Source organism: Polaromonas sp., assembly GCF_012927485.1.
GTDB lineage: Bacteria > Pseudomonadota > Gammaproteobacteria > Burkholderiales > Burkholderiaceae_C > Polaromonas.
In genome coordinates this window covers 190,332-209,810 of sequence record NZ_JABBPC010000036.1, presented here as the reverse complement: position 1 = coordinate 209,810, position 19,479 = coordinate 190,332, and the positions used below count along the sequence as shown (strand labels likewise).

Here is a 19,479-nt window from a genome sequence, read left to right as displayed (position 1 = left end):
GAGTGTCCTGCAAAAAGTTCGGTTCAGCCAATATCTGCAAGAAGAATATGCCTCTAGCCTCAAATCTACTTGAACAAGCAGCTAGTGAATTAATAGCAAGACGAAAAAGTGGGCAGCCGGGCCCGCGTTTGCCCGAGCCTTGCCGCCCGGCTGATCTGGAGGACGGCTGGCAACTGCAGCAGCAAGTGACCCGCCGCCTGGGGCTGCCTATCGGCGGCTGGAAGGCGGCCTTGCCAAGTCCCGGCAAGCTGGTCGTCGCACCGATTTATGCACCTACTATTAGCGATGCCGCCGTATGCAGCCTGCCTTTTGTAATGGACACGGATTCGGTCAACGTTGAGCCAGAACTCGCTTTTATTCTGAATGACGCCCTCCCCGTGCGCGCCCACGCTTACACCGAGGCCGAGGTTGATGCGGCCGTGGGGTCTGTGCATGCGGCACTGGAAATCTGTGCCAGTCGCTACAACAACCCGGCGGAGCTTGCTTTTCCAGAACTGCTGGGTGACGGACTTGTCAATGGCGGCCTGTGGCTCGGGCCAGCGCTGACAACGACTGCCTTACCTGACGTGTCAGCTTTTGAGCTGACCTGGGCCAGTGGAAACGAGCCTGCAATGAAGGTTCAAGCGCGGCATCCTGACGGCGATCCGCGTGCACCGCTCTACTGGCTGGTTAATTTCCTGAGGGCACGGGGATTGGGTCTGCAATCTGGGCAGGCGGTGATTACCGGGTCCTACGCCGGTGTGTTGGCATTACCCAGCCGCCAGCGAGTGAAATTTGACTATGGGGAACTGGCCTGCTTTGAAGTGGAGTTCGGTGCGTAGTTGGTTCCCACGGCGCGGTGCGATGGTTATCTACCTCTGGGGTTGGGTCGCAACTAGGCGGGCAGACCCGGAATCGCTACTCCGAAAGTCTGCAGTAGAAAAATGACATTCAGCGACAACACGGTGATCGCTGCAAGGATTGCAATCGCGGTCATGGTGGCGCGGTTCTTGTAGGTTCCCATGACATCGTGCCGGCACGTAAACCACACCAGCGCCACCATAGGGAACGGTAACGCGAGGCTTAATATGACCTGACTGATGACGAGTGCGTGGGTCGCATTGACCCCCAGTCCGATGACTACAAAACTCGGAACCATCGTGACGACTCTGCGCACCCAGAGCGGAATATGAAGGCCAACGAAGCCTTGCATAATCAGTTGGCCGGCCATGGTGCCGACGACGGAACTGGATATGCCTGAAGCGATTAAAGACAAAAGAAAAATGCCCGCAGCACCGATACCCAAGAGCGGCACGAGCGTGTGATAAGCCGTTTCAATTTCCGCGACTTCAGGAAAGCCCTTGTGAAATGCGGCAGAGGCCATGATGACCATCGCCATATTGATCAAGCCCGCGATAGTCAGTGCAATGATGATCTCGATATTCGAGAACCTTAGCAACATCACACGTTCCTTTTCTGTCTTGAGCGGAACCCGATTTTGAGTCAGCCCGGAATGCAGAAACAGCGCATGGGGCATCACCGTCGCGCCGATAATCGCGACCGCAATCGTAAGGGCCTCGGCATCGGGCAGTTGCGGAGAAAACGTATGCAAGAGCACACCCGTCCAGCTAATGTGTGCAATGAATAATTCGGCCAGATAAGACAGGCCGATGACCCCCACCAGCGCTCCGATGGCTAGCTCAAGTGGCCGGAATCCTGCCTGCTCAAACATCAACAGGCCATACGTCACCAGGGCTGTGACAATCATTCCCGCCAGTAAGGGCATGTGGAACAGCAAAGACAGACCGATTGCCCCGCCGAGGAACTCCGCCAAATCAGTAGCCATCGCGGCTACTTCGCTCACACCCCACATTAAAAGCACGACAGATTTTGGAAATTCGTCCCGACAGAGCTCTGCGAGATTTCGCCCCGTGACAATGCCGAGCTTTGCGGAAAGGATCTGAAACAACATCGCAATCAGATTCGCTAACAGCACGACCCACAGCAAGGTGTAGCCGTACTTCGCACCCGCCTGAATGTTCGTGGCGAAGTTGCCGGGGTCCATGTAGGCCACCGAGACAACGATTGCGGGTCCCGCAAAAGGCAGGAACATATGCAAGCCCTGACGTCGGCCTTCCAACACCTCCCGTATCAAGAAGGAAGCCCGTTCGGTTTTTGTACTTGCTTTGTCCATTGTTACCCTTTTAACCCAGAATAGAGCAACGCGTATGAAGTTGCCCCAGTTCTGAGCAGCAGGGTATCGCTCTGAAGGCAATACTTTTCGCTAGCGTCAAGCTGTCGGGAAAGCGCGAATCAACTTTTCAAACAACACAACGGCGCCAATCAGATTGATGGCTGAGCCCCACAGGTAGCGCCACCGCCAGCGGGCAGCGATAAAGGAACTTTCAGCTTTCTGAACAGGGGGTTCCATGCCTTTCTCCTCGAATCCAGTAACGAAGTCGGGCACCCGTCACACCGGACGGAGACCCGACTTCTCCTGTTACGCCGCGCTACTCAGCACCAGCGAGCCATTGACCCCATTCGGGAAGAAGCCGCCACTCCTTACCGCACCTGGATTGAGGTAAACAATATTCAGCACATCTCCGGGGCCGCGGCTGTAAGGAAGGCCGTTGGCATCCAGCGGCACGATGTTGGACACGTCGCCGACCGGGCTGATCCCCTGATCGCGGTGGCGGTTATGGTCCAGCGCGTCGCGTGCCTGGGAAATCTTGTCCGCCGAGGAACGCAGCAAGCTACCGGTAGCGACACCCTTCGCGTACAGGACCGTGCGAATCAGACCCGCGTGGTAAGCCTCGGCTGCCAGAATACCGGCAGCCGCCTCCAGGAAAGTCTTGTTCTGGATCAGGGGAGATGCGCCTTTGTAAGCGGTGACGCCTACGTCCTCGAAGATGTACGCGGCCAAAAGGAAATTTTCGTCGTTTGCGTAGGGATCGAACGATGCGCCTGCGCCAACAATCAGTCCAGCGGCTCGCGCGGCACTTGAAAACGCACCTGTGGGCGAGATACCAATGTCGATGGTGGGTTGCGCGACCGCGGCCGTGCCCAGTGCGGTCCGTAGGAAGGCCACGTGGGCAACCTCGTCTTTGGCAATTTCATTGGCATACTGCCGTACCACCGGATCAAGGAAAGTCGCTTGCCGGCCGCCGGTAGCAGCGCCTTGCGCACCCGTCCCCGTGAGCTGTCCAGCAGGCAGCCCAGTGCCGGTTGCCGCGGTGATATAGAACTGGGATTCAAGGTACTCTAGGTTCAATGCGAAATTAAGAATGTCCGCATCGGAAGGTGCACTGGACTGTGCAATGGCACTGCTGCTGCCGCTGTCGCCACAGGCCGCGACCAACGCGCCACCCGCAATACCAACCGCAAACCCGCTGCCCTTGCGAAAGAAATCGCGGCGCGCGGCGCGCCTGACAGCGATGTCCTTCACCTGCTCACGTGTCATGAAATATCCCAACATAAAGTTCTCCTTTGACGAGTCCGAGAACAGGCATCTGCCTCACTCGAAACATCGCGATTACGGGTTGATAAATAGGCTTCTCCCCAAAGGGATTGGCACTGAAGAAAAGAGTAGAAAGCGAGGGCGGTCGACCACCCTTACGTCCTGTACATATCCTTCATGTATCTGTACGCGTTTAAGTCGGCGTCGGATTCCCTGGGACGTAGGACAAAACCGCTATTCAAAAAATGGCGTGTTTCAAGCTGAAACTGGCAATTGGGTATCGACGTGCGAGGCTCGGCGAGCCAGCAGAAAGGCGGCTGCACGGCGCGCTGAGTCAGGCTGTGTCGCTATTCGAAGGGACCGCCACAACTCAAGATAACGCACGAGGCGAAAAAAAAGCGGGCTAAGCCCGCTTCTTGATTGTTACCATAACAATGGCACTAATTTATGAACAGGCCTTCTTGTGGTCTGGATGGTTGCCTTTCGCTTTTGCATCCGCTTCGCTCATATATTCACCAGCTTTTGTTTTGCCGTAGTATTTTGTCCCCGCGCAGTGATAGGTCTTCGACGCTGTATTCACCCATACCTTGCCATCTCCACCACCTGCGGCGGCTTCCATTTTATTTTCAGATTTAGCGGCCTTGGTTGCGGGCGCAGCAGTCGCTGCAGAGCCTGCAGGCTTTGCCATCGCAGCGCTATTCTTGGCTGCTGGTGCCGATGCCGCCGTAGCGGGCTTTGCCGGGGATGTGGTCGCGGGAGTTTGTGCAAAGCCCGGAGCGGACAGAAGAAATCCAACCGTCAAAGCCAATGATTTTGTGAAAAATTTCATAATTTTTTCCTTGATAAAGTTAACTATATTTCAGTAATTTGATAATGCAGGAAGCTATGCGGCCAGTCTCCTTTTCCGTTGATTACCGAGAGTCGCGCCGAAATCTGGACACGGGAAACCTGTTCCAGAAAATACGACATACGTGTCCGATCTGGCTTACGCTGTTCCGATTTCTAGAGCGCCCCTAACCATTCAGCGCCTTCATACTTTCTTCCGTGTAACGCGCGCCGGTTGCGGCACCAAACGGAAAGATCGCATCGATCTCAGCTAACACCTCTGGGCTAAGTTTCAGCTCAATCGCGTGCACGTTTTCTTCCAAATAAATGCGCCGCTTGGTCCCCGGAATCGGCACGATGTCGTCGCCCTGCGCCAGCACCCATGCCAGCGCTAGTTGTCCTGGCGTCCAGCCGTGGCGTGTTGCAATCTCCTTGACCTTGGCGACCAGAAGCAGATTCTTTGCAAAGTTCTCACCTTGGAAGCGCGGGGTATGGCGGCGGTAATCGTCTGGCGCAAACTGCTCTGGCTTGGTAATCGCGCCCGTTAAAAATCCACGTCCTAGCGGGCTATACGCGACGAAGCCAATTCCCAACATACGGCAAGTGGCGAGTACGCCCTGTTCGGGATCCCGCGTCCAGAGTGAATACTCGCTTTGCAGGGCAGTGATGGGATGTACCTTGTGCGCGCGCCTCAGCGTTTCGGGTGAAGCCTCGGACAGCCCGATGTAACGAATCTTGCCGGCTTTTATCAAATCGGCTAACGCGCCCACAGTGTCTTCTATCGGTGTCTGGGGGTCGATCCGGTGCTGGTAGTAGAGATCAATGGTCTCAACGCCCAATCTCTGCAAGCTACCTTCGACCGAGGCGCGGATGTAGTCGGGCTTGCCGTTGACGCCGCGCGCAGCCGGATTGCTGGTGTCACGCACGATGCCGAACTTGGTGGCCAGAAAAACCTGGTCGCGTTTGCCCCTGATTGCCTTCCCAATCAGCTCCTCATTGGTGTACGGGCCGTACATGTCTGCGGTGTCGAGCAGGGTGATCCCGAGTTCCAATGCGCGATGGAGGGTCGCGATGGATTCGGCATCGTCGCGATTGGCGTAAAAATCGCTCATGCCCATGCAGCCGAGGCCAATAGCAGACACTGTTGGCCCATTTACTCCGAGTTGCCGCGTCTTTATCTGACTACTCATACAAATTGATCCTAGAAATTTGGGGCTAGCGATTACCAAAATCAGAATCATGCCATAGGCATGCAACCCAAAGCGGAACCCTCGGATTGTGAAAGTGTCGAAGGCCGCTCTACTGAGAAGGAGTATTTTTCTGCACGGGAGCAGCCGCTGCCGCGGCACTTTCCTGCTTGTCTTTTTTCGCCGCCTGGTGATGCCCAACCGCACACCCGATGGCAGCGCCCGCTACACCGTGCCCGCCAACCACATGCCCCGCGACGCCTCCCACAGCAGCACCTTTCAGGCAACCTTTGGCATTGGCGATTTGAGAGACTGAAGCGAGGCAGATCAGCAGGGCGAATCCAAAAATCTGAATTTTCATTGTTTTTTCCATAAAGAATTACTGGTGGGCCTTAGTAAAGGATAAGGCGGAATGGGCCCGAGTCGGACAACGCCTCTAGCCGCCGTCAGCTTACGGCACTTCGCTCGGTGCTTCTTCGACAAATGTGTCGTCTCGCCGCTCGGTAGGCTTGATCACTTCCTGTAACTCATCATTAGGCGGCTGGTTGTTGTGCGGCGTAGGGCGTAAGGTCAGCGCAATCTCCGAAGCATCATTTACGACGGAGAACAGTCGGAACTCGCGGATCAACCGGGCTAAGCTCTGTGGGCCAACGCACAGACGAACAGTTCATCGATGCCTATTCTTTAGATGTGGTCCCCTATTGCAATTAGCTCAACCCGCTACGCAACCCGTCGCGCCGGCCGCACGGGCCAAAGCCGTGCCGGTCCAAGCGCCTCGCAGAAGTTTCGCCTTCCCCAAGTCCCGAACGGCCGCCGGTAGTCGTCGTCAAGACAGCCCCCAAGGCCAGTTGGTCCCTCCAAAAAATGGCGAGTTTGGACGACCTATTTATTTTAAAAAAGGAAAAACCATGACCAAGCCCACTACCGAAAAAGCTCAAGATCTTTTGCACAGGCGCGATGCCCCCATTGCCACCCCCACAGACCTGAAGGCGGCGGCGACTAAAGATATCGCGGGGGCCATGAATGCCATCCTGGCTGACGTATTTGCGCTGTACTTGAAAACTAAAAACTTTCACTGGCACATGAGTGGTCCGCACTTTCGTGACTACCATTTGCTGCTGGATGACCAGGCTGACCAGATTTTCGCGATGTCTGACCCGATCGCCGAGCGCATTCGCAAGGTTGGCGGATCCACACTAAGGTCGATTGGGCACATCGCCCGCACTCAGCGGGTGCTGGATAACGATGCAGATTATGTGGAGCCGCTGGACATGCTGGCCGAGTTGCGCGAAGACAATAAAGCGCTTGCTGCAAGATTTCGCGAGGTTCATGACGTATGCGACGAGCACCGGGACATTGCCACCGCAAGCCTGATCGAAGTCTGGATCGATGAAACCGAGCGGCGCACCTGGTTCCTGTTCGAAGCGACCCGTAAAGGGGATGCGACGGGGCATTAAGCCTTCCGGGCCTCTATCCCTCTGACCAGTGGCTTCTTTGTCAGCTGCCAAAAAGTTTTTCTGAGCAGTCGTACACCGCCTGAGAAACTACCGTTCAAGCGCCCGCTGTTTAGTCGGATGGGTGCTGCGCGAAGCGGTTGCGCGCTGGATGGTCGAGGCTGCGGCGGCCCGGAACGTCTTTTCCCGAGGGTGCCTTCCACTTGGGCCAAACTAGGAACCTACGTTTGTAGAACACGCCGCTGCGATCATCCAGAATTCTCGTTTTGACACTCCTTATTCAGCGTCGCCCAAACGTTTTCCGTCCCCTAACTCCAGTCCGCTAACAATGGTCATGAACTCCTTACGACTCAGGTCGGAAATCACCCAATGATCCATCCTGTCATGCGTCCAGTGGGCAATCTGAAAGCCCCGTTGCGCTGAAATGGTTGTTTGCCGGTCACCCTCCGTGCTTGGCCATACAAAGGAGTTCACCACATGGTCACCCTGCCGATAAACAAGCACTGCAACGGGGCGGTTACCCAGGTAGTCGACACGCCCGCCGAGGAACGCCAACCCTGGGAGATTCAATTCAGGAACGGGCGGGGAAAAATCAAGCTTTGAGGACAGCCATGGCTTGACGGTGTGGTGGTCTGAAGAAGCGACATCAACCAGGTGCTGCGTTAGGGTTGAACGAACGTGGCTCCCAATGACCTCCTGCTCCAGTCGATCCTCTCGCCCTGACTGCAACGCGACGAAATTGAACACAAAGACCAACACCGCAAAAGCAGTAAACGACGATAGCAGCGGGCGCCATGCGAACCAGCGCTGCACGACAACTTTGACACCTGTTAAGGGTAGCTCCAGCCCCTTATTCGGCACCGCAAGGTTCTGGAAGCGAGCCCGTAATGCAGCAGGGGCGACATGGTAATCGGCATGGCTGGTCACGGCTTGGCGCAAGTCTCGAAGTTGTACTACCTGAGCCGCCAGCCCGGTGTCATGGGACAGACGCCGCTCAATCTCAAGCTGCCGGTTCAGTTCCAGTTCGCCGTCAATGAATGCGTTCAGTTGCTCGGCTTCAAATTCTGGAGTCATCATTTCATTTCACCTTGTTTTGATGCGATGACGGTGCGCAACACCGGTCGGGCACCGGGCTGTAGCGCTTGACGCATCAGGCTCCTGGCGCGCGCGAGACGTGACATCACTGTGCCGATGGGAATATCGGCAATGCGCGCAATATCCTTATAAGGCAGGTCTTCCAATTCCCGCAAGACCAGCACCTCCCGGTAAACGATAGGCAACGCAGCGATGGCGCGATTGATTTGCACTCGGTCTGCATTTCGCACTGCAAGCGTGTGCGGCTCATCGGCCGTTGGGGCGGCGACCTCGCGCCACGCTTCTTCGGTATCGTCGACCGACGCCACCTCTGCGGGTCGGTTTTCTTTTAGCCACGCATAGCAGGTGTGACGCACGATCTGCAGCCACCAGGGGCGCGCCTGCTCGCCGCGAAAACCCTTGAAATACCGCATCGCCCGCATCAACGCATCCTGCACCACATCCTGCGCATCGTGGTCGTTGCGCGTGAGCCAGCGCGCAAGGTTAAAAGCCGCATCCAGATGCGGGAGCACGAGTAGTTCGAAGCGGCGCAAATCATCACTTTCGATCACATGACATCCTCTTTTCTTTCACCTATCGGCAGCGCTCGGTATTTATTCCCGAAATTCTCCAAACCCGGGCGATGGGTCGGGTCTTTGTGCTGGTTTGGGAATTTTCCCTGCTGTTAGCCGGTATCACATTCCGAGGGCCGGGCATAACGCCGCCCTCGCACAACCCAGGAGTTAATTATGAGCACTATCGATCGCAGACAATTTATGCAGCTAGCCGGTGTGGGTGGCGCTGTCTTTGTTTCTGGTCTCGGCAATACGGCACAGGCGGCCGACACGACGGCGGGATCGGCTTACGAGGACTTCTTTTTCGTTCAGTTATCCGACAGTCATTGGGGCTTTGAGGGCGCGCCTAATCCTGACGCCAAAGGAACGCTGCCAAAAGCAATCGCTTCAGTCAACGAGCTCGTGCAAACTCCGGATTTTGTGATCTTTACGGGTGACCTTACCCACACCACAGATGATCCTAAAGAGCGCCGCAAGCGCATGGGGGAGGTCAAAGCCATCGTTGCTGAGTTGAAGGTCAAGAACGTGCGCTTCATCCCGGGCGAGCATGATGCTTCGCTTGACAACGGCAAGGCGTTCAAAGAATTTTTTGGCGCAACGCACTACACGTTTGACCACAAGGGCGTGCATTTCATTGTGCTCGACAACGTCAGCGATCCGGGCGCGAGCCTTGGCAAAGAGCAACTGGATTGGCTGGCCGATGACTTGAAGACGCACCCCAAAGGAGCCCGCATCGTGGTCTTCGCGCACCGTCCTTTGTTCGACCTGGCCCCGCAATGGGACTGGGCGACTCGCGACGGTGCCAAGGCCGTGGAGCTGCTGATGCCGCATGACAATGTGACGGTGTTTTATGGCCACGTTCACCAGGAACATCACCACATGACCGGGCATATTGCCCACCACTCGGCCAAGTCCTTAATTTTCCCGCTGCCTGTGGTTGGATCGCAACCCAAACGCACGCCTTTACCTTGGGACCCAACGCAGCCCTATCGCGGCCTTGGGTTCCGCGAAGTTGAAACCGGTAAAAGACCCACCGAGTACGCTATTACGGAATTTCCGGTTCAGAAAGTCTGATGCCATGACCTCATTTACCCACTCCACTAGACGCACACTAATATGCGCCGCCGGGGCCTTGGCTTTGGGCTCGGCAGCAGGCTTTGCGTTCGCGAAGCCAAAGGTGCGAGTGATCAAAATCGTGGCAAAGAAGTTTGAATTTGTGCCAAGCGAAATTCACGTAAAAAAAGGTGAAAGTGTCAGTCTGGAGTTCACCGCACCGGAAGTGCCCATGGGTTTTAACCTGTCTGACATGGGACTGCGGATCGATATCGTGCCCGGAAAAGTTGCCAAGCTGCCATTCACCGCGGACAAAGTCGGCAACTTCCCATTCCTCTGCGATGTGTTTTGTGGCAGTGGCCATGAAGACATGAACGGCACCTTAATCGTCACTTAAAAGACGAACTTCAATCAGACAGCCCGACTGTCTGGGTGGGACAGTTGTTGACACCTGGCGCAAGTCTGAACCTTTGTGCCGGGATTTCACTGACCCTGGCAGACGGTTCGGTCCGGTCACCGCCGACCGCTCGGGTAATACCCCGCGGTCCGCAACACCGCGGAAACATCTTCCGCGCCGATTGCCTTTTAGGTGTCACATTGCGCTGCCAAGATGGCTCATTTACAAATCGTCAAAAGAAAGATCTCATGCAACGTCGTTCCCTGATCAAGGCAATGGGCACCGGTGGTCTACTGGCTGCCCCAGCGTTTGCAGCGACTGTCAAATCGACCCAATCGGCGGCCCTGTCGTTCCAGGCCATTGACCCGGCGCGTTGGTCTGCATTCAATGCAGGCGAGTTAAACCACCTGATGCAGACTCAAGGCAAAACCAGCCACGGTTACAACATCAAAAGAAAACCTTACGCCGTTTTTGACTGGGATAACACCTGCATCATGAATGACTGCGAAGAGGCGTTGCTGGTTTATCAGATTGACCACCTTGCCTACAAGCTGAACCAAGAAGAGTTCGCTGAGGTGCTGCGCACCGGGGTGCCCAATGGCCCGTTCAAGGTCGAGGCGGGGTACAAGAATGTCGAAGGCAAGCCGGTCCTGATGGAAGACATCGCTGCAGACGTGGATGCAGACTATCGTTGGCTTTACACCAACTACAAGGGTTTTGGCGGCACGATGTCGATGGAGCAGATTCACGCCACCGAGCAGTTCAAGGACTTCCGTGCCAAGCTCTACTTCATGTACGACGCGATCTGCGACAGCCATCCGATCGAGATCGGCTACAAATGGATCATTTACTTTTATAAGAACATGACACCGGGCGAGCTGAAAGCGCTCGCCGAGGCCTCCAACGACTACAACCTGGGCGATGCGCTACGCAAGGTGAAGATGCCCAGTTCAGGCAAGTTTCCCGGTAAGGCCGGCCAGGTGGTGGCGAGCCACTTCTTCGGTGTTCGCATCCACGACGAAATAGTCAACTTGATGAATACGCTGCGCGCCAACGGTTTCGACGTTTATGTGTCGACCGCCTCACTCGATGACGTGGTGCGTGTATTTGCAGGCAATGCCAAGTATGGCTATAACGTGCCCGCCGAGAATGTCATTGGCTTGCGTTTGGAAATGCAGGATGGCAAGTACACCAATGTCTACAAAAACGGCTGGCACTTCAACTGGGGGCCTGGCAAGACCGTCGGCATCCAGCGCGAGCTACTAGCGAAAAAAGGCTTTGGCCCAGCACTGGTGGCAGGCGACAGCGATGGCGATGCGTGGATGCTGAAAGACTTCGCTGACACCAAGGTTGGCGTGGTCGTGAACCGGCTGAAGACCGGTGAGATTGGTGAGCGCAGCAAATCAGCCGCAGCAGCCATCTGGCAATCCGGTGCCCGTTTCATCCTGCAGGGCCGCAACGAGAGCACTGGCATTTTCGTTCCCGATGAAAAGACGCTGAAGTACGGCAAGACTGACCCCCAGCTACTGGCCTGATCAACGGAAAAGCCGTGCAGACTCTTAAACCCGGGAGGTCCTGTAGCCGGCTTTTCAGTTAACCTGCGGTATGCCCGATCCTGTTTCAGCGACTCCCCCTCCATGGATTATTTATTGTGACGGCAGCGCGCTGCCGAACCCCGGCCGCATGGGCATCGGCGCGGTATTCACCGAACCCAATGGCACCCGTCACACCCTCTCGCAGGCGACGAATAGGACGGGCTGTAACAATGAAGCGGAACTACGGGCACTGATGGCGGTGCTTCAGGAACTGCAGACACGCGATGCGACTGCACTGCTTGTTTATTGCGACAACAGCATCCTCGTGGAACAGCTCGGCGGTGCAGTCGTCAAACCCATTGCCCGGCTGGCCTGCCTATTTGAAGAAGCTCGCGCATTGCTCAAATCTTTCGACCACACCCGCCTGCAGTGGATACCGCGCCACCGAAATGGCGAAGCGGATGCGCTTGCTCGTGCAGCCTTGGGGATCCCGCTGAAGCCTCCTGCAAAACCATCGAAGAATCAGGGATAACTCTAGGAGATTTTGAGTTGATTCAGAGGTCCCTCTAAAGGTCCGCTCAAGCCAGGCACTCCTGCTCTCAGGCGGCCTTCACTGCCAACACCGGGCAGGAAACAGAGAGCAGAATCTCTTGGGCCACGCTGCCCATGATCAGTTTACCCACGGGAGTCCGTTTTCGCAGGCCGATAACAAGCATCGAAACGTGCAGGGATTCAACCAGCGCTTCGATCTCTGAGACAGCACTGTTGCCACGGACGAACTGCTTAAATTTAGCGTCAAGACCGGACTCCGCTAGCAATTTTTCCACCCGCTCGACATCTTGAACATCCGCCATCGATGAATCTTCTGGTCTGCCACCAGGGCTGGCATTTACCACCACCAAAGGCTCTTGACGCTCTTTGGCAATTTCTAATCCCTTGGCCAGTGCAGCATGCCCTTCCGGACGCGGCACATACGCTACAAGTACGGTCATAGTTACTCTCCTTTTTTTGGAAACAATTACATGAACTGGTCGTTACCTGCATCACCATTCAGGTTAGATGATGCCTGGCGCCCGGGGCCTGCCGTTCTATGCCGCCGAATCGTAGCCTGCTTTCTTTTCCGTGAACAGGCGTATCGAATAAAGCAAGCTAATTCAACCGGCCTACCTGACGCCACGATTCCTACTATATGGCAATGTACCAGGGCCGACGGCGCAGCGATCCCCGGAACAATCTAGGTCGCAAGTTTTTTGACTACTAGTCATGCTGGCAATTTGCGCCTAGGCACTTGGCCGCAGTTTGGCGGCTGTAGCGTAAAGCTGCTGGCGGACAAAAGCGTCAAAGTCTATTGTGTTGACTTTTTCTTCCGCTAAAGTCTCCGCCCCGCGGGTAAGGCGATTAAGCAAAGCAACAGAGTCCTCTGCATTGCCCCGGCTTACTGCAGTTGCATCAGGGCGTACCGGATCCGTATTGCACCCCGTTATGCTGCCCACGCCAACAACTGCCAGTGCGGCCAGAATCGATCCCAGTCCGAGCCTGTCACTTTACCGCCCAGAAACACTCCATGAGTCAACGCAACCCATCGATCTGCCGTTGAACTTTCAGGTTTGCAGGCAGTTGTGACCAGCAACCTTAAAAAGGAAAATCAATCATGAAAAAAGTCCTGATCGTCGCGGCACTGTTTTCCGTCTTCGCCGCTTCTGCCTTTGCCCAAGCTCCCGCCGCAGAGCGCAAGGACAACCACTTCCAAAAAACACACCCGCGCCGTGAGCAGGTCAACGAACGCCTGGCCAACCAGAACAAGCGGATTAAAGACGAAGTTAAAGCAGGTGATTTGAGCAAGGCCCAGGCAGCCGGACTTCACAAAGAAGACCGTCAGATTCGCCAAGAAGAGCGCACCATGGCGGCACAAAACGGCGGCAAGATCACCAAACTAGAACAAAAAACTCTGAATCAGCAAGAAAATAAAGCTAGCGCACAAATCGGCAAATAAGCAGGGCAACCTCTCGCTGGTAGCGCCCCTTCGAGAATTCGAACAGCGCTACCAGCCAAGTAGGAACTTATGCGGAGTTGCACCTGAGTTTGCGCTGATGCGAGGAGACTTCAGGCTTGATCGCCTTTGCGTGCCTGGTCTCCAGATGTGCGACAGCGACAGCGGGCGTCCGATATGTGAATTCATTCATCTCGCTGAGAGTCGGAGTGGTCCGCCTGCCGCCCCGCTGACCAGTCCAAAGAAAAACCTAACGCGTGAGCGCGGGACCACGAACGACCGGTCAACGCAAAGATTCTCTTTTCTCTTGATATTTCAAGCCAGAACCCTAAGAGACCGCGAGGTTTCAATCTGTGGGACACGGACGAACACAAAGGCGCACGCCAGGAAGTGACCGCTGTTGAGCAAGCCGTCACGCTATAAAAACCGGTTATATGGATCGATTGCAAGACGAAATACGCAATCCGTTTATGAACCTATGGCTCAACTCTACCCATAAAGTTTTGAGTTCAGTTCGCGGGCATACAACGACCGCAGTGGAGAGAGAGGGAGCGTCGACCCAGGCGTAGGCGACTAAAAAAATGGTTGACTTGCAGAGTGCTGAGGCGGACAAAGCATCGCCCTCGTCACTATTTGATGCCCTTGTACGTATTGCCTAAATCGTCAAGATAAACTTGACCGATGACTTGGAACGCTACGCTAGAACTTGACTACACCCTGCGAGACGAAAAAACTGTGGCTCACTTTCGTCACAACGGACCACTCCGGATTTTGCGAAGCCTTTATCCAGAAGGCGAGGCGATCTGCCACAACGTCATCGTGCACCCGCCCGGCGGATTAGTAGGCGGCGACACCTTGGATCTGAGATTTACCGTGGGCGCAGGGTCCCATGGCCTCGTCACTACACCGGGCGCTACGCGCTTTTATCGATCTACCGGTGAACCCGCATTGCAGCGGACTCAACTCCAGCTTGAACCTGGCGCACGCTTAGAGTGGCTGCCTCTAGAGTCCATTTGCTACAGCGGTTGCCGCGCTGAAAATCGTCTAACCATGATCACGGCACCCGGTTCAGAGTTGATCGGCTGGGATGTCACCGCACTCGGCCTGCCGGAGGCTAACCAGCCCTTTCACCTAGGCAGCTTTTGTCAACACATTGAGGTACCCGGCGTATGGCTAGAATACGCGCGTATTGCCGCCAACGACGCCCTGCTGTTAGACAGCCCTCTGGGCATGGCCGGTAAGCGTTGCATGGGCTCTTTGTTTCTCGTAGCCGGCAGCAAGCTTGATCGCAAACGCAGACAAGAAGCACTCGACTGTGCGCGTGGGATCATTGAAGCGAACCCGCTATGCGCCACGGCAGGCGCCACAAGCCCCAACGAGCAGATCGTGGTGGTCAGGGTGATGGCCGAACGGGTTGAGCCAGCCCTCGCACTGCTTAAACAAATTTGGCAGGGTTGGCGCGGTCATTTCTGGCAGCTGCCGGCCCCTGCTCCGCGCATCTGGTCAATGTAGGGACTGGAGCAATGTTCAAATTGCGACCAATTGACGTACCCCAAAGGTTTCCATGTCCTTTCCCAGACCCCGCGCAATAAATTCACCGCGCTCCATGACCAAATAGTCGTCTGCAAGTTCCTGCGCAAAGTCGTAGTACTGTTCCACCAGAAGGATGGCCATGTCACCTCGGTCGGCCAGCATGCGAATCACGCGAGCAATGTCCTTGATGATGCTGGGCTGTATGCCTTCCGTAGGCTCATCCAAAATTAAAAGCTTTGGTTTGGCTGCCAGTGCACGGGCAATCGCCAATTGCTGCTGTTGCCCTCCTGACAGGTCCCCTCCTCGTCGATTCAGCATCTGCTTGAGTACAGGGAACAACTCATAAAGCTCAGCCGGTATTGGCGTAGCGGCGCTTTTGTAAGCAAGCCCCATGCGCAGGTTCTCTTCCACGGTAAGCCGCGCAAATATTTCTCTGCCTTGCGGCACGAAACCGATGCCGGCCCGCGCTCGCTCGTACGGCGTAGCCCCGTGAATAGCCTTGCCATCGAATTCAATCGTGCCGGTCTTGATGGGCACCAACCCCATCAGCGACTTAAGCAAGGTGGTTTTTCCAACGCCGTTACGTCCTAATAAAACGGTCACTTTACCCAAGTGCGATCGCAGGCTGACACCACGCAGGATGTGGGAGCCGCCGTAATATTGGTTGATGTTTGTGACTGTCAGCATGGGGATTGCCTTGCTGCGGGGCTTTGTACTAACGTCCAAGATATACCTCAATGACACGCTCATTGGCCTGCACTTGATCCAGCGTTCCCTGAGCCAGAACAGAGCCGTCGCACAATACCGTCACAATTTCAGAAATGCTTTTAATGAAGCTCATATCGTGCTCCACCACCATCAGCGAATGCTTACCCTTGAGCGTGAGGAAGAGTTCAGCGGTTCGCGCTGTTTCTTCATCCGTCATGCCCGCTACGGGCTCGTCAAGCAATAGCAGCTTAGGATCCTGCATCAGCAGCATGCCTATTTCCAGCCACTGTTTTTGACCATGACTCAAATTCCCAGCCTTGCGATTCATACTGTTGGCAAGATGAATGGTCACCAAAATTTCTGCAAGCCGGTCACTCTGCGCGGAATCCAGCCGAAAGAGCAGAGAAGCCTTCACCCGCTTGTCGGTGTTCAGCGCCAGCTCCAGGTTTTCAAACACCGTCAATTGCTCAAATACCGTAGGTTTCTGAAACTTGCGGCCAATTCCTAGCTGGGCGATTTCGGCTTCCTTGTACCGTAGCAGGTCAATCGTACTGCCGAAGAACACGGTTCCTTCATCGGGCCGCGTCTTGCCGCTGATGATATCCATCAGGGTTGTCTTGCCCGCGCCATTGGGTCCAATGATGCAACGCAGCTCACCCGGCGCGATGTCGAGCGACAGCTTGTTGATCGCCTTAAAGCCATCAAAGCTGACGCTGACATCCTCCAGATAGAGGATGCGACCGTGGGCAATATCCACCTCACCAGGCGTCGTAATGCGGCCGGTCCCGGCATGACGCCCACCGGATTCAGTGTTGTTTTTTCCGGTCGCCTGTAACACCCTGTGCTCTTCAGCGCGTCGAGCACCTTGCTCTAAAAGATCGGGGGTCATGTTTCGCCCTGCTTGCGATATTTATTCACCAGTCCGACGACTCCGTTGGGTAAAAAGAGTGTCACGGCGATGAATAAGGCACCCAGAAAATAGAGCCAGAACTCAGGGTAAGCCACCGTGAGCCAGCTCTTCGCCCCGTTGACGATAAACGCGCCAACGATAGGCCCGATCAGGCTTGCCCGGCCACCCACCGCAGCCCAGATAGCGATCTCGATTGAGTTGGCGGGGCTCATTTCGCCGGGGTTGATGATGCCGACCTGCGGCACATACAGCGCACCTGCTACGCCGCACATGATGGCCGAAATGACCCAAATCGTGAGCTTGTAGCCGATCGGGTTGTAGCCCGAAAACATCACCCGCGTTTCTGCATCACGTATGGCTTGAAGGACACGGCCAAACTTGCTTCCCACGAGCCATTTGGCAAAGAGAAAGAAGCCCAGCAACGTGAGGCCCGTCAAAACAAACAGCATCATGCGCATGGAAGGCGTGGCAATGGGAATATTAAAAATTCGTTTGAAATCCGTGAAGCCGTTGTTCCCGCCAAAGCCAGTTTCATTGCGAAAAAATAGCAGCATGGCAGCAAACGTCATCGCCTGGGTGATGATCGAGAAGTAAACCCCCTTGATGCGCGAGCGAAAGGCAAAGTAACCAAATATAAAGGCGGCAAGCCCTGGCACCGCCACTATCAAAAGCAGCGTGGCAGGAAAGCTATCGCTGAACGTCCATTGCCAAGGCAGTGTTTTCCAGTCCAAAAACACCATGAAATCCGGCAGATCGGTTTTGTAGTTGCCGTCGCGGCCAATCTGGCGCATGAGGTACATGCCCATGACGTATCCGCCCAGCGCAAAAAATACGCCGTGACCCAGCGACAATATTCCGGTATAGCCCCAGATTAAATCCATGGCCAACGCAAGAATGCCGTAGCACATCATCTTGCCCAGCAGCGCTACAACATAAGTACTCATGTGAAACGCGGAGCCCTCAGGCACCCATAGATTCATAACGGGCGCCACCGCGCACACTACGATCAGCGCGATGACGAAGGCGCTCCATCCAGTGCGGGTGAGCAAGGGGCCTTTAGAGGGCAGTACGACTGGCGTCAGTGGCGTGATTTGTGGGTTCATGTCAGGCCTCTGCGGAGCGACCCTTCATCGCAAAGATGCCCTGCGGCCGCTTCTGGATGAAGATGATGATGAGCACCAATACAGCAATCTTGGCCAGTACGGCGCCAGTCCAACCTTCAAGAAATTTATTCAGAATGCCGAGCCCCAGACTCGCATACACCGTACCGGCTAGCTGCCCCACACCGCCAAGTACCACCACCATAAATGCATCGACAATGTAGCCCTGCCCCAAGTCCGGCCCTACGTTGCCAACCTGGCTTAAGGCGCAGCCTGCCAGCCCGGCGATCCCCGATCCCAGCGCAAACGCATAGGTGTCAATACGGGCGGTGTTGACACCCATGCAGGACGCAATCGGGCGGTTTTGGGTGACGCCGCGTACAAAGAGGCCGAGCCGTGTTTTGCTAATTAGCCAGGCCGTTCCCAGTAATACCGCCGCGGCAAAAACAATGATCACGAGCCGGTTGTAGGGCAGTGACAGATTGCCCAGCACCTGCACCCCGCCGCTCATCCAGACCGGATTTTCAACGCCGACGTTTTGCGCGCCAAAAACCGAACGCACCAATTGCTGCAGCATCAGGCTGATGCCCCAGGTGGCAAGCAGTGTTTCTAACGGGCGGCCATACAGGAACCGAATCACGGTCCGCTCAAGCGCAGCACCCATCAGCGCCGAGGCAATGAACGCCACCGGCACTGCGGCCAGCAAATACCAATCGAAAGCATTAGGCAGATATTTTTGAAACAATCCTTGCACCACGTAGGTGGCGTAGGCGCCAATCATCATCAACTCACCGTGGGCCATATTGATGACGCCCATAAGACCGTAAGTGATGGCCAAGCCCAATGCGACCAACAGCAAAATGCTTCCCAAGCTGATACCGCTAAAAATCGCGCCCAACTTGTCACCCCACGCTAGCGATCTTTCGACCTTTGCTAATGCAGCTTTCAATGCAACTTTTACATCGGTATCCGCCTCAGTGACCAAGTGCCCCAACAGTACGGTTTTGGTATTTGGGTTCTTACTGACTGAGAGCGCCGATGCCGCCTTCAGGCGTGTACCCTTGTCGCTGCTGCCCAGCAAAATGGCAGCACGCACCAGCTCAAGCTGACTTTTGAGGTGCGGCGAAGTCTCGGCCGCGTAGGCTTTTTCAATCAGCGGCAGGCGTGCCTCGTCGTTCTCGCCAGCGAGCGTCCCGATGGCGTCACCACGTACATGCTCGTCTTTAGAAAAGAGCTTTAAGCCGGCCAGCGCATTATCGAGTTCGCTGCGCATCAGGTTGGAGTTAATGACATCTTCAGCGTCGGCGGGCAATAGCAACTCTGCGCCGGTGACGGGGTCAAAGGCCTTGTCGGCAATGCCGACCTTGAGAACGAACACCTTTTCAGCGCGAGTTTTGACCGCGTCGTCAGACAGCGCCTGAATAAAGGCCGCCGTTTTTTCATCAGCGTGAGCTGAGGACTTGTTCAGCGCCTCTACTCGCGCGTCTGTGTCGCCAAAGACTAAGCTTTTCACCTCTTGAGTGGTCAAAGCATGGACCTGACTGGCTATGAAAAACGTAGCCAGTAACTTTAGAAGCAGCAGTAAAAATCGGAGAGGCATTTGAAGAACCTGTAGGTTGGGCGGGGCTAACCTTGCCCAGACTGCAACGTCCTTGGATATTTCTGCCTGACAAATGAACGCAGGCTAGACTAACAAAGAGAT

At 55.4% G+C, this 19,479-nt stretch carries 21 protein-coding genes; 8 read left to right on the top strand and 13 right to left on the bottom strand.

From position 1 onward, the window contains the following. Nucleotides 1–47: 47 nt before the first annotated feature. Entirely contained in the window at nucleotides 48–821 is a 774-nt protein-coding gene (locus tag HHJ16_RS15995) for a fumarylacetoacetate hydrolase family protein (RefSeq protein ID WP_296902203.1), read from the top strand. A 53-nt stretch (nucleotides 822–874) separates the two neighbouring features. On the opposite strand, the gene HHJ16_RS15990 is transcribed toward HHJ16_RS15995, so the two are convergent. The 6 genes from HHJ16_RS15990 to HHJ16_RS15965 form a co-directional block, all read right to left on the bottom strand. Beyond that, nucleotides 875–2,173, bottom strand: a complete 1,299-nt coding sequence (locus HHJ16_RS15990) for an Nramp family divalent metal transporter (RefSeq protein ID WP_296902201.1) — start codon at nucleotides 2,171–2,173, stop codon at nucleotides 875–877. 96 nt (nucleotides 2,174–2,269) lie between these two features. Further along, complete coding sequence (locus HHJ16_RS15985; protein ID WP_296902199.1) at nucleotides 2,270–2,410, bottom strand: hypothetical protein; 141 nt, start codon at nucleotides 2,408–2,410, stop codon at nucleotides 2,270–2,272. Nucleotides 2,411–2,479: 69 nt separating this feature from the next. Next, complete coding sequence (locus HHJ16_RS15980; protein ID WP_296902197.1) at nucleotides 2,480–3,454, bottom strand: ferritin-like domain-containing protein; 975 nt, start codon at nucleotides 3,452–3,454, stop codon at nucleotides 2,480–2,482. Nucleotides 3,455–3,881: 427 nt separating this feature from the next. After that, nucleotides 3,882–4,265 carry a hypothetical protein gene (locus tag HHJ16_RS15975; RefSeq protein WP_296902195.1) on the bottom strand — a complete coding sequence of 128 codons (384 nt, stop codon included), beginning with the start codon at nucleotides 4,263–4,265 and terminating at the stop codon, nucleotides 3,882–3,884. A gap of 184 nt (nucleotides 4,266–4,449) precedes the next feature. Beyond that, nucleotides 4,450–5,451, bottom strand: a complete 1,002-nt coding sequence (locus HHJ16_RS15970) for an aldo/keto reductase (protein ID WP_296902194.1) — start codon at nucleotides 5,449–5,451, stop codon at nucleotides 4,450–4,452. Nucleotides 5,452–5,560: 109 nt separating this feature from the next. Then, on the bottom strand, nucleotides 5,561–5,809 hold the full coding sequence (locus HHJ16_RS15965) for a hypothetical protein (RefSeq protein WP_296902192.1): 249 nt from the start codon (nucleotides 5,807–5,809) through the stop codon (nucleotides 5,561–5,563). A 547-nt stretch (nucleotides 5,810–6,356) separates the two neighbouring features. Between HHJ16_RS15965 and HHJ16_RS15960 the strand changes: the two genes are divergently transcribed. Further along, on the top strand, nucleotides 6,357–6,905 hold the full coding sequence (locus HHJ16_RS15960; protein ID WP_296902190.1) for a DNA starvation/stationary phase protection protein: 549 nt from the start codon (nucleotides 6,357–6,359) through the stop codon (nucleotides 6,903–6,905). A gap of 273 nt (nucleotides 6,906–7,178) precedes the next feature. On the opposite strand, the gene HHJ16_RS15955 is transcribed toward HHJ16_RS15960, so the two are convergent. Both HHJ16_RS15955 and HHJ16_RS15950 read right to left on the bottom strand, forming a co-directional pair. After that, on the bottom strand, nucleotides 7,179–7,979 hold the full coding sequence (locus HHJ16_RS15955) for an anti-sigma factor (RefSeq protein ID WP_296902188.1): 801 nt from the start codon (nucleotides 7,977–7,979) through the stop codon (nucleotides 7,179–7,181). Then, nucleotides 7,976–8,548 (bottom strand): sigma-70 family RNA polymerase sigma factor, encoded by a 573-nt coding sequence (locus tag HHJ16_RS15950; protein WP_296902186.1) that lies wholly within the window; start codon nucleotides 8,546–8,548, stop codon nucleotides 7,976–7,978. Before HHJ16_RS15950 ends, HHJ16_RS15955 begins: the two co-directional genes overlap by 4 nt. Nucleotides 8,549–8,725: 177 nt before the next feature. On the opposite strand from HHJ16_RS15950, the gene HHJ16_RS15945 reads away from it, so the two are divergent. The 4 genes from HHJ16_RS15945 (at nucleotide 8,726) to HHJ16_RS15930 (ending at nucleotide 12,068) form a co-directional block, all read left to right on the top strand. Next, a complete protein-coding gene (locus HHJ16_RS15945) occupies nucleotides 8,726–9,625 on the top strand; it encodes a metallophosphoesterase (RefSeq protein WP_296902184.1) in 900 nt (299 codons plus the stop codon). 4 nt (nucleotides 9,626–9,629) lie between these two features. After that, the gene (locus tag HHJ16_RS15940; RefSeq protein ID WP_296902182.1) at nucleotides 9,630–10,001 is read left to right on the top strand and encodes a cupredoxin domain-containing protein; all 372 of its coding nucleotides are present in this window, start codon (nucleotides 9,630–9,632) and stop codon (nucleotides 9,999–10,001) included. Nucleotides 10,002–10,249: 248 nt separating this feature from the next. Further along, nucleotides 10,250–11,536 carry a haloacid dehalogenase-like hydrolase gene (locus HHJ16_RS15935; protein WP_296902180.1) on the top strand — a complete coding sequence of 429 codons (1,287 nt, stop codon included), beginning with the start codon at nucleotides 10,250–10,252 and terminating at the stop codon, nucleotides 11,534–11,536. 70 nt (nucleotides 11,537–11,606) lie between these two features. After that, complete coding sequence (locus tag HHJ16_RS15930; RefSeq protein ID WP_296902178.1) at nucleotides 11,607–12,068, top strand: ribonuclease HI family protein; 462 nt, start codon at nucleotides 11,607–11,609, stop codon at nucleotides 12,066–12,068. A gap of 67 nt (nucleotides 12,069–12,135) precedes the next feature. On the opposite strand, the gene HHJ16_RS15925 is transcribed toward HHJ16_RS15930, so the two are convergent. Then, on the bottom strand, nucleotides 12,136–12,528 hold the full coding sequence (locus HHJ16_RS15925) for a universal stress protein (RefSeq protein WP_296902176.1): 393 nt from the start codon (nucleotides 12,526–12,528) through the stop codon (nucleotides 12,136–12,138). Nucleotides 12,529–13,187: 659 nt separating this feature from the next. On the opposite strand from HHJ16_RS15925, the gene HHJ16_RS15920 reads away from it, so the two are divergent. Next, the gene (locus HHJ16_RS15920) at nucleotides 13,188–13,529 is read left to right on the top strand and encodes a hypothetical protein (RefSeq protein WP_296902174.1); all 342 of its coding nucleotides are present in this window, start codon (nucleotides 13,188–13,190) and stop codon (nucleotides 13,527–13,529) included. Between the two features lie 678 nt (nucleotides 13,530–14,207). After that, nucleotides 14,208–15,038 (top strand): urease accessory protein UreD, encoded by an 831-nt coding sequence (locus tag HHJ16_RS15915; RefSeq protein WP_296902172.1) that lies wholly within the window; start codon nucleotides 14,208–14,210, stop codon nucleotides 15,036–15,038. Between the two features lie 15 nt (nucleotides 15,039–15,053). Here the strand turns inward: HHJ16_RS15915 and urtE are convergent, their stop codons facing one another. Genes urtE through urtB form a run of 4 tightly spaced genes read right to left on the bottom strand, consistent with a single transcriptional unit; the run spans nucleotide 15,054 to nucleotide 19,377 of the window. Next, entirely contained in the window at nucleotides 15,054–15,746 is a 693-nt protein-coding gene (gene urtE, locus HHJ16_RS15910; RefSeq protein WP_296902170.1) for an urea ABC transporter ATP-binding subunit UrtE, read from the bottom strand. A gap of 28 nt (nucleotides 15,747–15,774) precedes the next feature. Then, on the bottom strand, nucleotides 15,775–16,656 hold the full coding sequence (gene urtD, locus HHJ16_RS15905) for an urea ABC transporter ATP-binding protein UrtD (RefSeq protein ID WP_296902169.1): 882 nt from the start codon (nucleotides 16,654–16,656) through the stop codon (nucleotides 15,775–15,777). After that, nucleotides 16,653–17,780, bottom strand: coding sequence for an urea ABC transporter permease subunit UrtC (gene urtC, locus HHJ16_RS15900; RefSeq protein WP_296902167.1), 1,128 nt, complete (start codon nucleotides 17,778–17,780; stop codon nucleotides 16,653–16,655). The genes urtD and urtC overlap by 4 nt, the downstream gene beginning before the upstream one ends. Before the next feature lies 1 nt (nucleotide 17,781). Further along, nucleotides 17,782–19,377, bottom strand: coding sequence for an urea ABC transporter permease subunit UrtB (gene urtB / locus HHJ16_RS15895; protein ID WP_296902165.1), 1,596 nt, complete (start codon nucleotides 19,375–19,377; stop codon nucleotides 17,782–17,784). Nucleotides 19,378–19,479 lie beyond the last annotated feature (102 nt).

Excerpts from the sequence above, each read along its gene's own strand:
- HHJ16_RS15985 (WP_296902199.1), bottom strand. The coding sequence starts at position 2,410 with ATGGAACCCCCTGTTCAGAAAGCTGAAAGTTCCTTTATCGCTGCCCGC.
- HHJ16_RS15915 (WP_296902172.1), top strand. The coding sequence starts at position 14,208 with ATGACTTGGAACGCTACGCTAGAACTTGACTACACCCTGCGAGACGAA.
- HHJ16_RS15945 (WP_296902184.1), top strand. The coding sequence starts at position 8,726 with ATGAGCACTATCGATCGCAGACAATTTATGCAGCTAGCCGGTGTGGGT.
- HHJ16_RS15925 (WP_296902176.1), bottom strand. The coding sequence starts at position 12,528 with ATGACCGTACTTGTAGCGTATGTGCCGCGTCCGGAAGGGCATGCTGCA.
- urtB (WP_296902165.1), bottom strand. The coding sequence starts at position 19,377 with ATGCCTCTCCGATTTTTACTGCTGCTTCTAAAGTTACTGGCTACGTTT.
- HHJ16_RS15940 (WP_296902182.1), top strand. The coding sequence starts at position 9,630 with ATGACCTCATTTACCCACTCCACTAGACGCACACTAATATGCGCCGCC.
- HHJ16_RS15930 (WP_296902178.1), top strand. The coding sequence starts at position 11,607 with ATGCCCGATCCTGTTTCAGCGACTCCCCCTCCATGGATTATTTATTGT.
- HHJ16_RS15975 (WP_296902195.1), bottom strand. The coding sequence starts at position 4,265 with ATGAAATTTTTCACAAAATCATTGGCTTTGACGGTTGGATTTCTTCTG.
- HHJ16_RS15990 (WP_296902201.1), bottom strand. The coding sequence starts at position 2,173 with ATGGACAAAGCAAGTACAAAAACCGAACGGGCTTCCTTCTTGATACGG.
- HHJ16_RS15965 (WP_296902192.1), bottom strand. The coding sequence starts at position 5,809 with ATGAAAATTCAGATTTTTGGATTCGCCCTGCTGATCTGCCTCGCTTCA.
- HHJ16_RS15970 (WP_296902194.1), bottom strand. The coding sequence starts at position 5,451 with ATGAGTAGTCAGATAAAGACGCGGCAACTCGGAGTAAATGGGCCAACA.
- HHJ16_RS15980 (WP_296902197.1), bottom strand. The coding sequence starts at position 3,454 with ATGTTGGGATATTTCATGACACGTGAGCAGGTGAAGGACATCGCTGTC.
- HHJ16_RS15920 (WP_296902174.1), top strand. The coding sequence starts at position 13,188 with ATGAAAAAAGTCCTGATCGTCGCGGCACTGTTTTCCGTCTTCGCCGCT.
- urtC (WP_296902167.1), bottom strand. The coding sequence starts at position 17,780 with ATGAACCCACAAATCACGCCACTGACGCCAGTCGTACTGCCCTCTAAA.
- HHJ16_RS15960 (WP_296902190.1), top strand. The coding sequence starts at position 6,357 with ATGACCAAGCCCACTACCGAAAAAGCTCAAGATCTTTTGCACAGGCGC.
- urtE (WP_296902170.1), bottom strand. The coding sequence starts at position 15,746 with ATGCTGACAGTCACAAACATCAACCAATATTACGGCGGCTCCCACATC.
- urtD (WP_296902169.1), bottom strand. The coding sequence starts at position 16,656 with ATGACCCCCGATCTTTTAGAGCAAGGTGCTCGACGCGCTGAAGAGCAC.
- HHJ16_RS15995 (WP_296902203.1), top strand. The coding sequence starts at position 48 with ATGCCTCTAGCCTCAAATCTACTTGAACAAGCAGCTAGTGAATTAATA.
- HHJ16_RS15935 (WP_296902180.1), top strand. The coding sequence starts at position 10,250 with ATGCAACGTCGTTCCCTGATCAAGGCAATGGGCACCGGTGGTCTACTG.
- HHJ16_RS15955 (WP_296902188.1), bottom strand. The coding sequence starts at position 7,979 with ATGATGACTCCAGAATTTGAAGCCGAGCAACTGAACGCATTCATTGAC.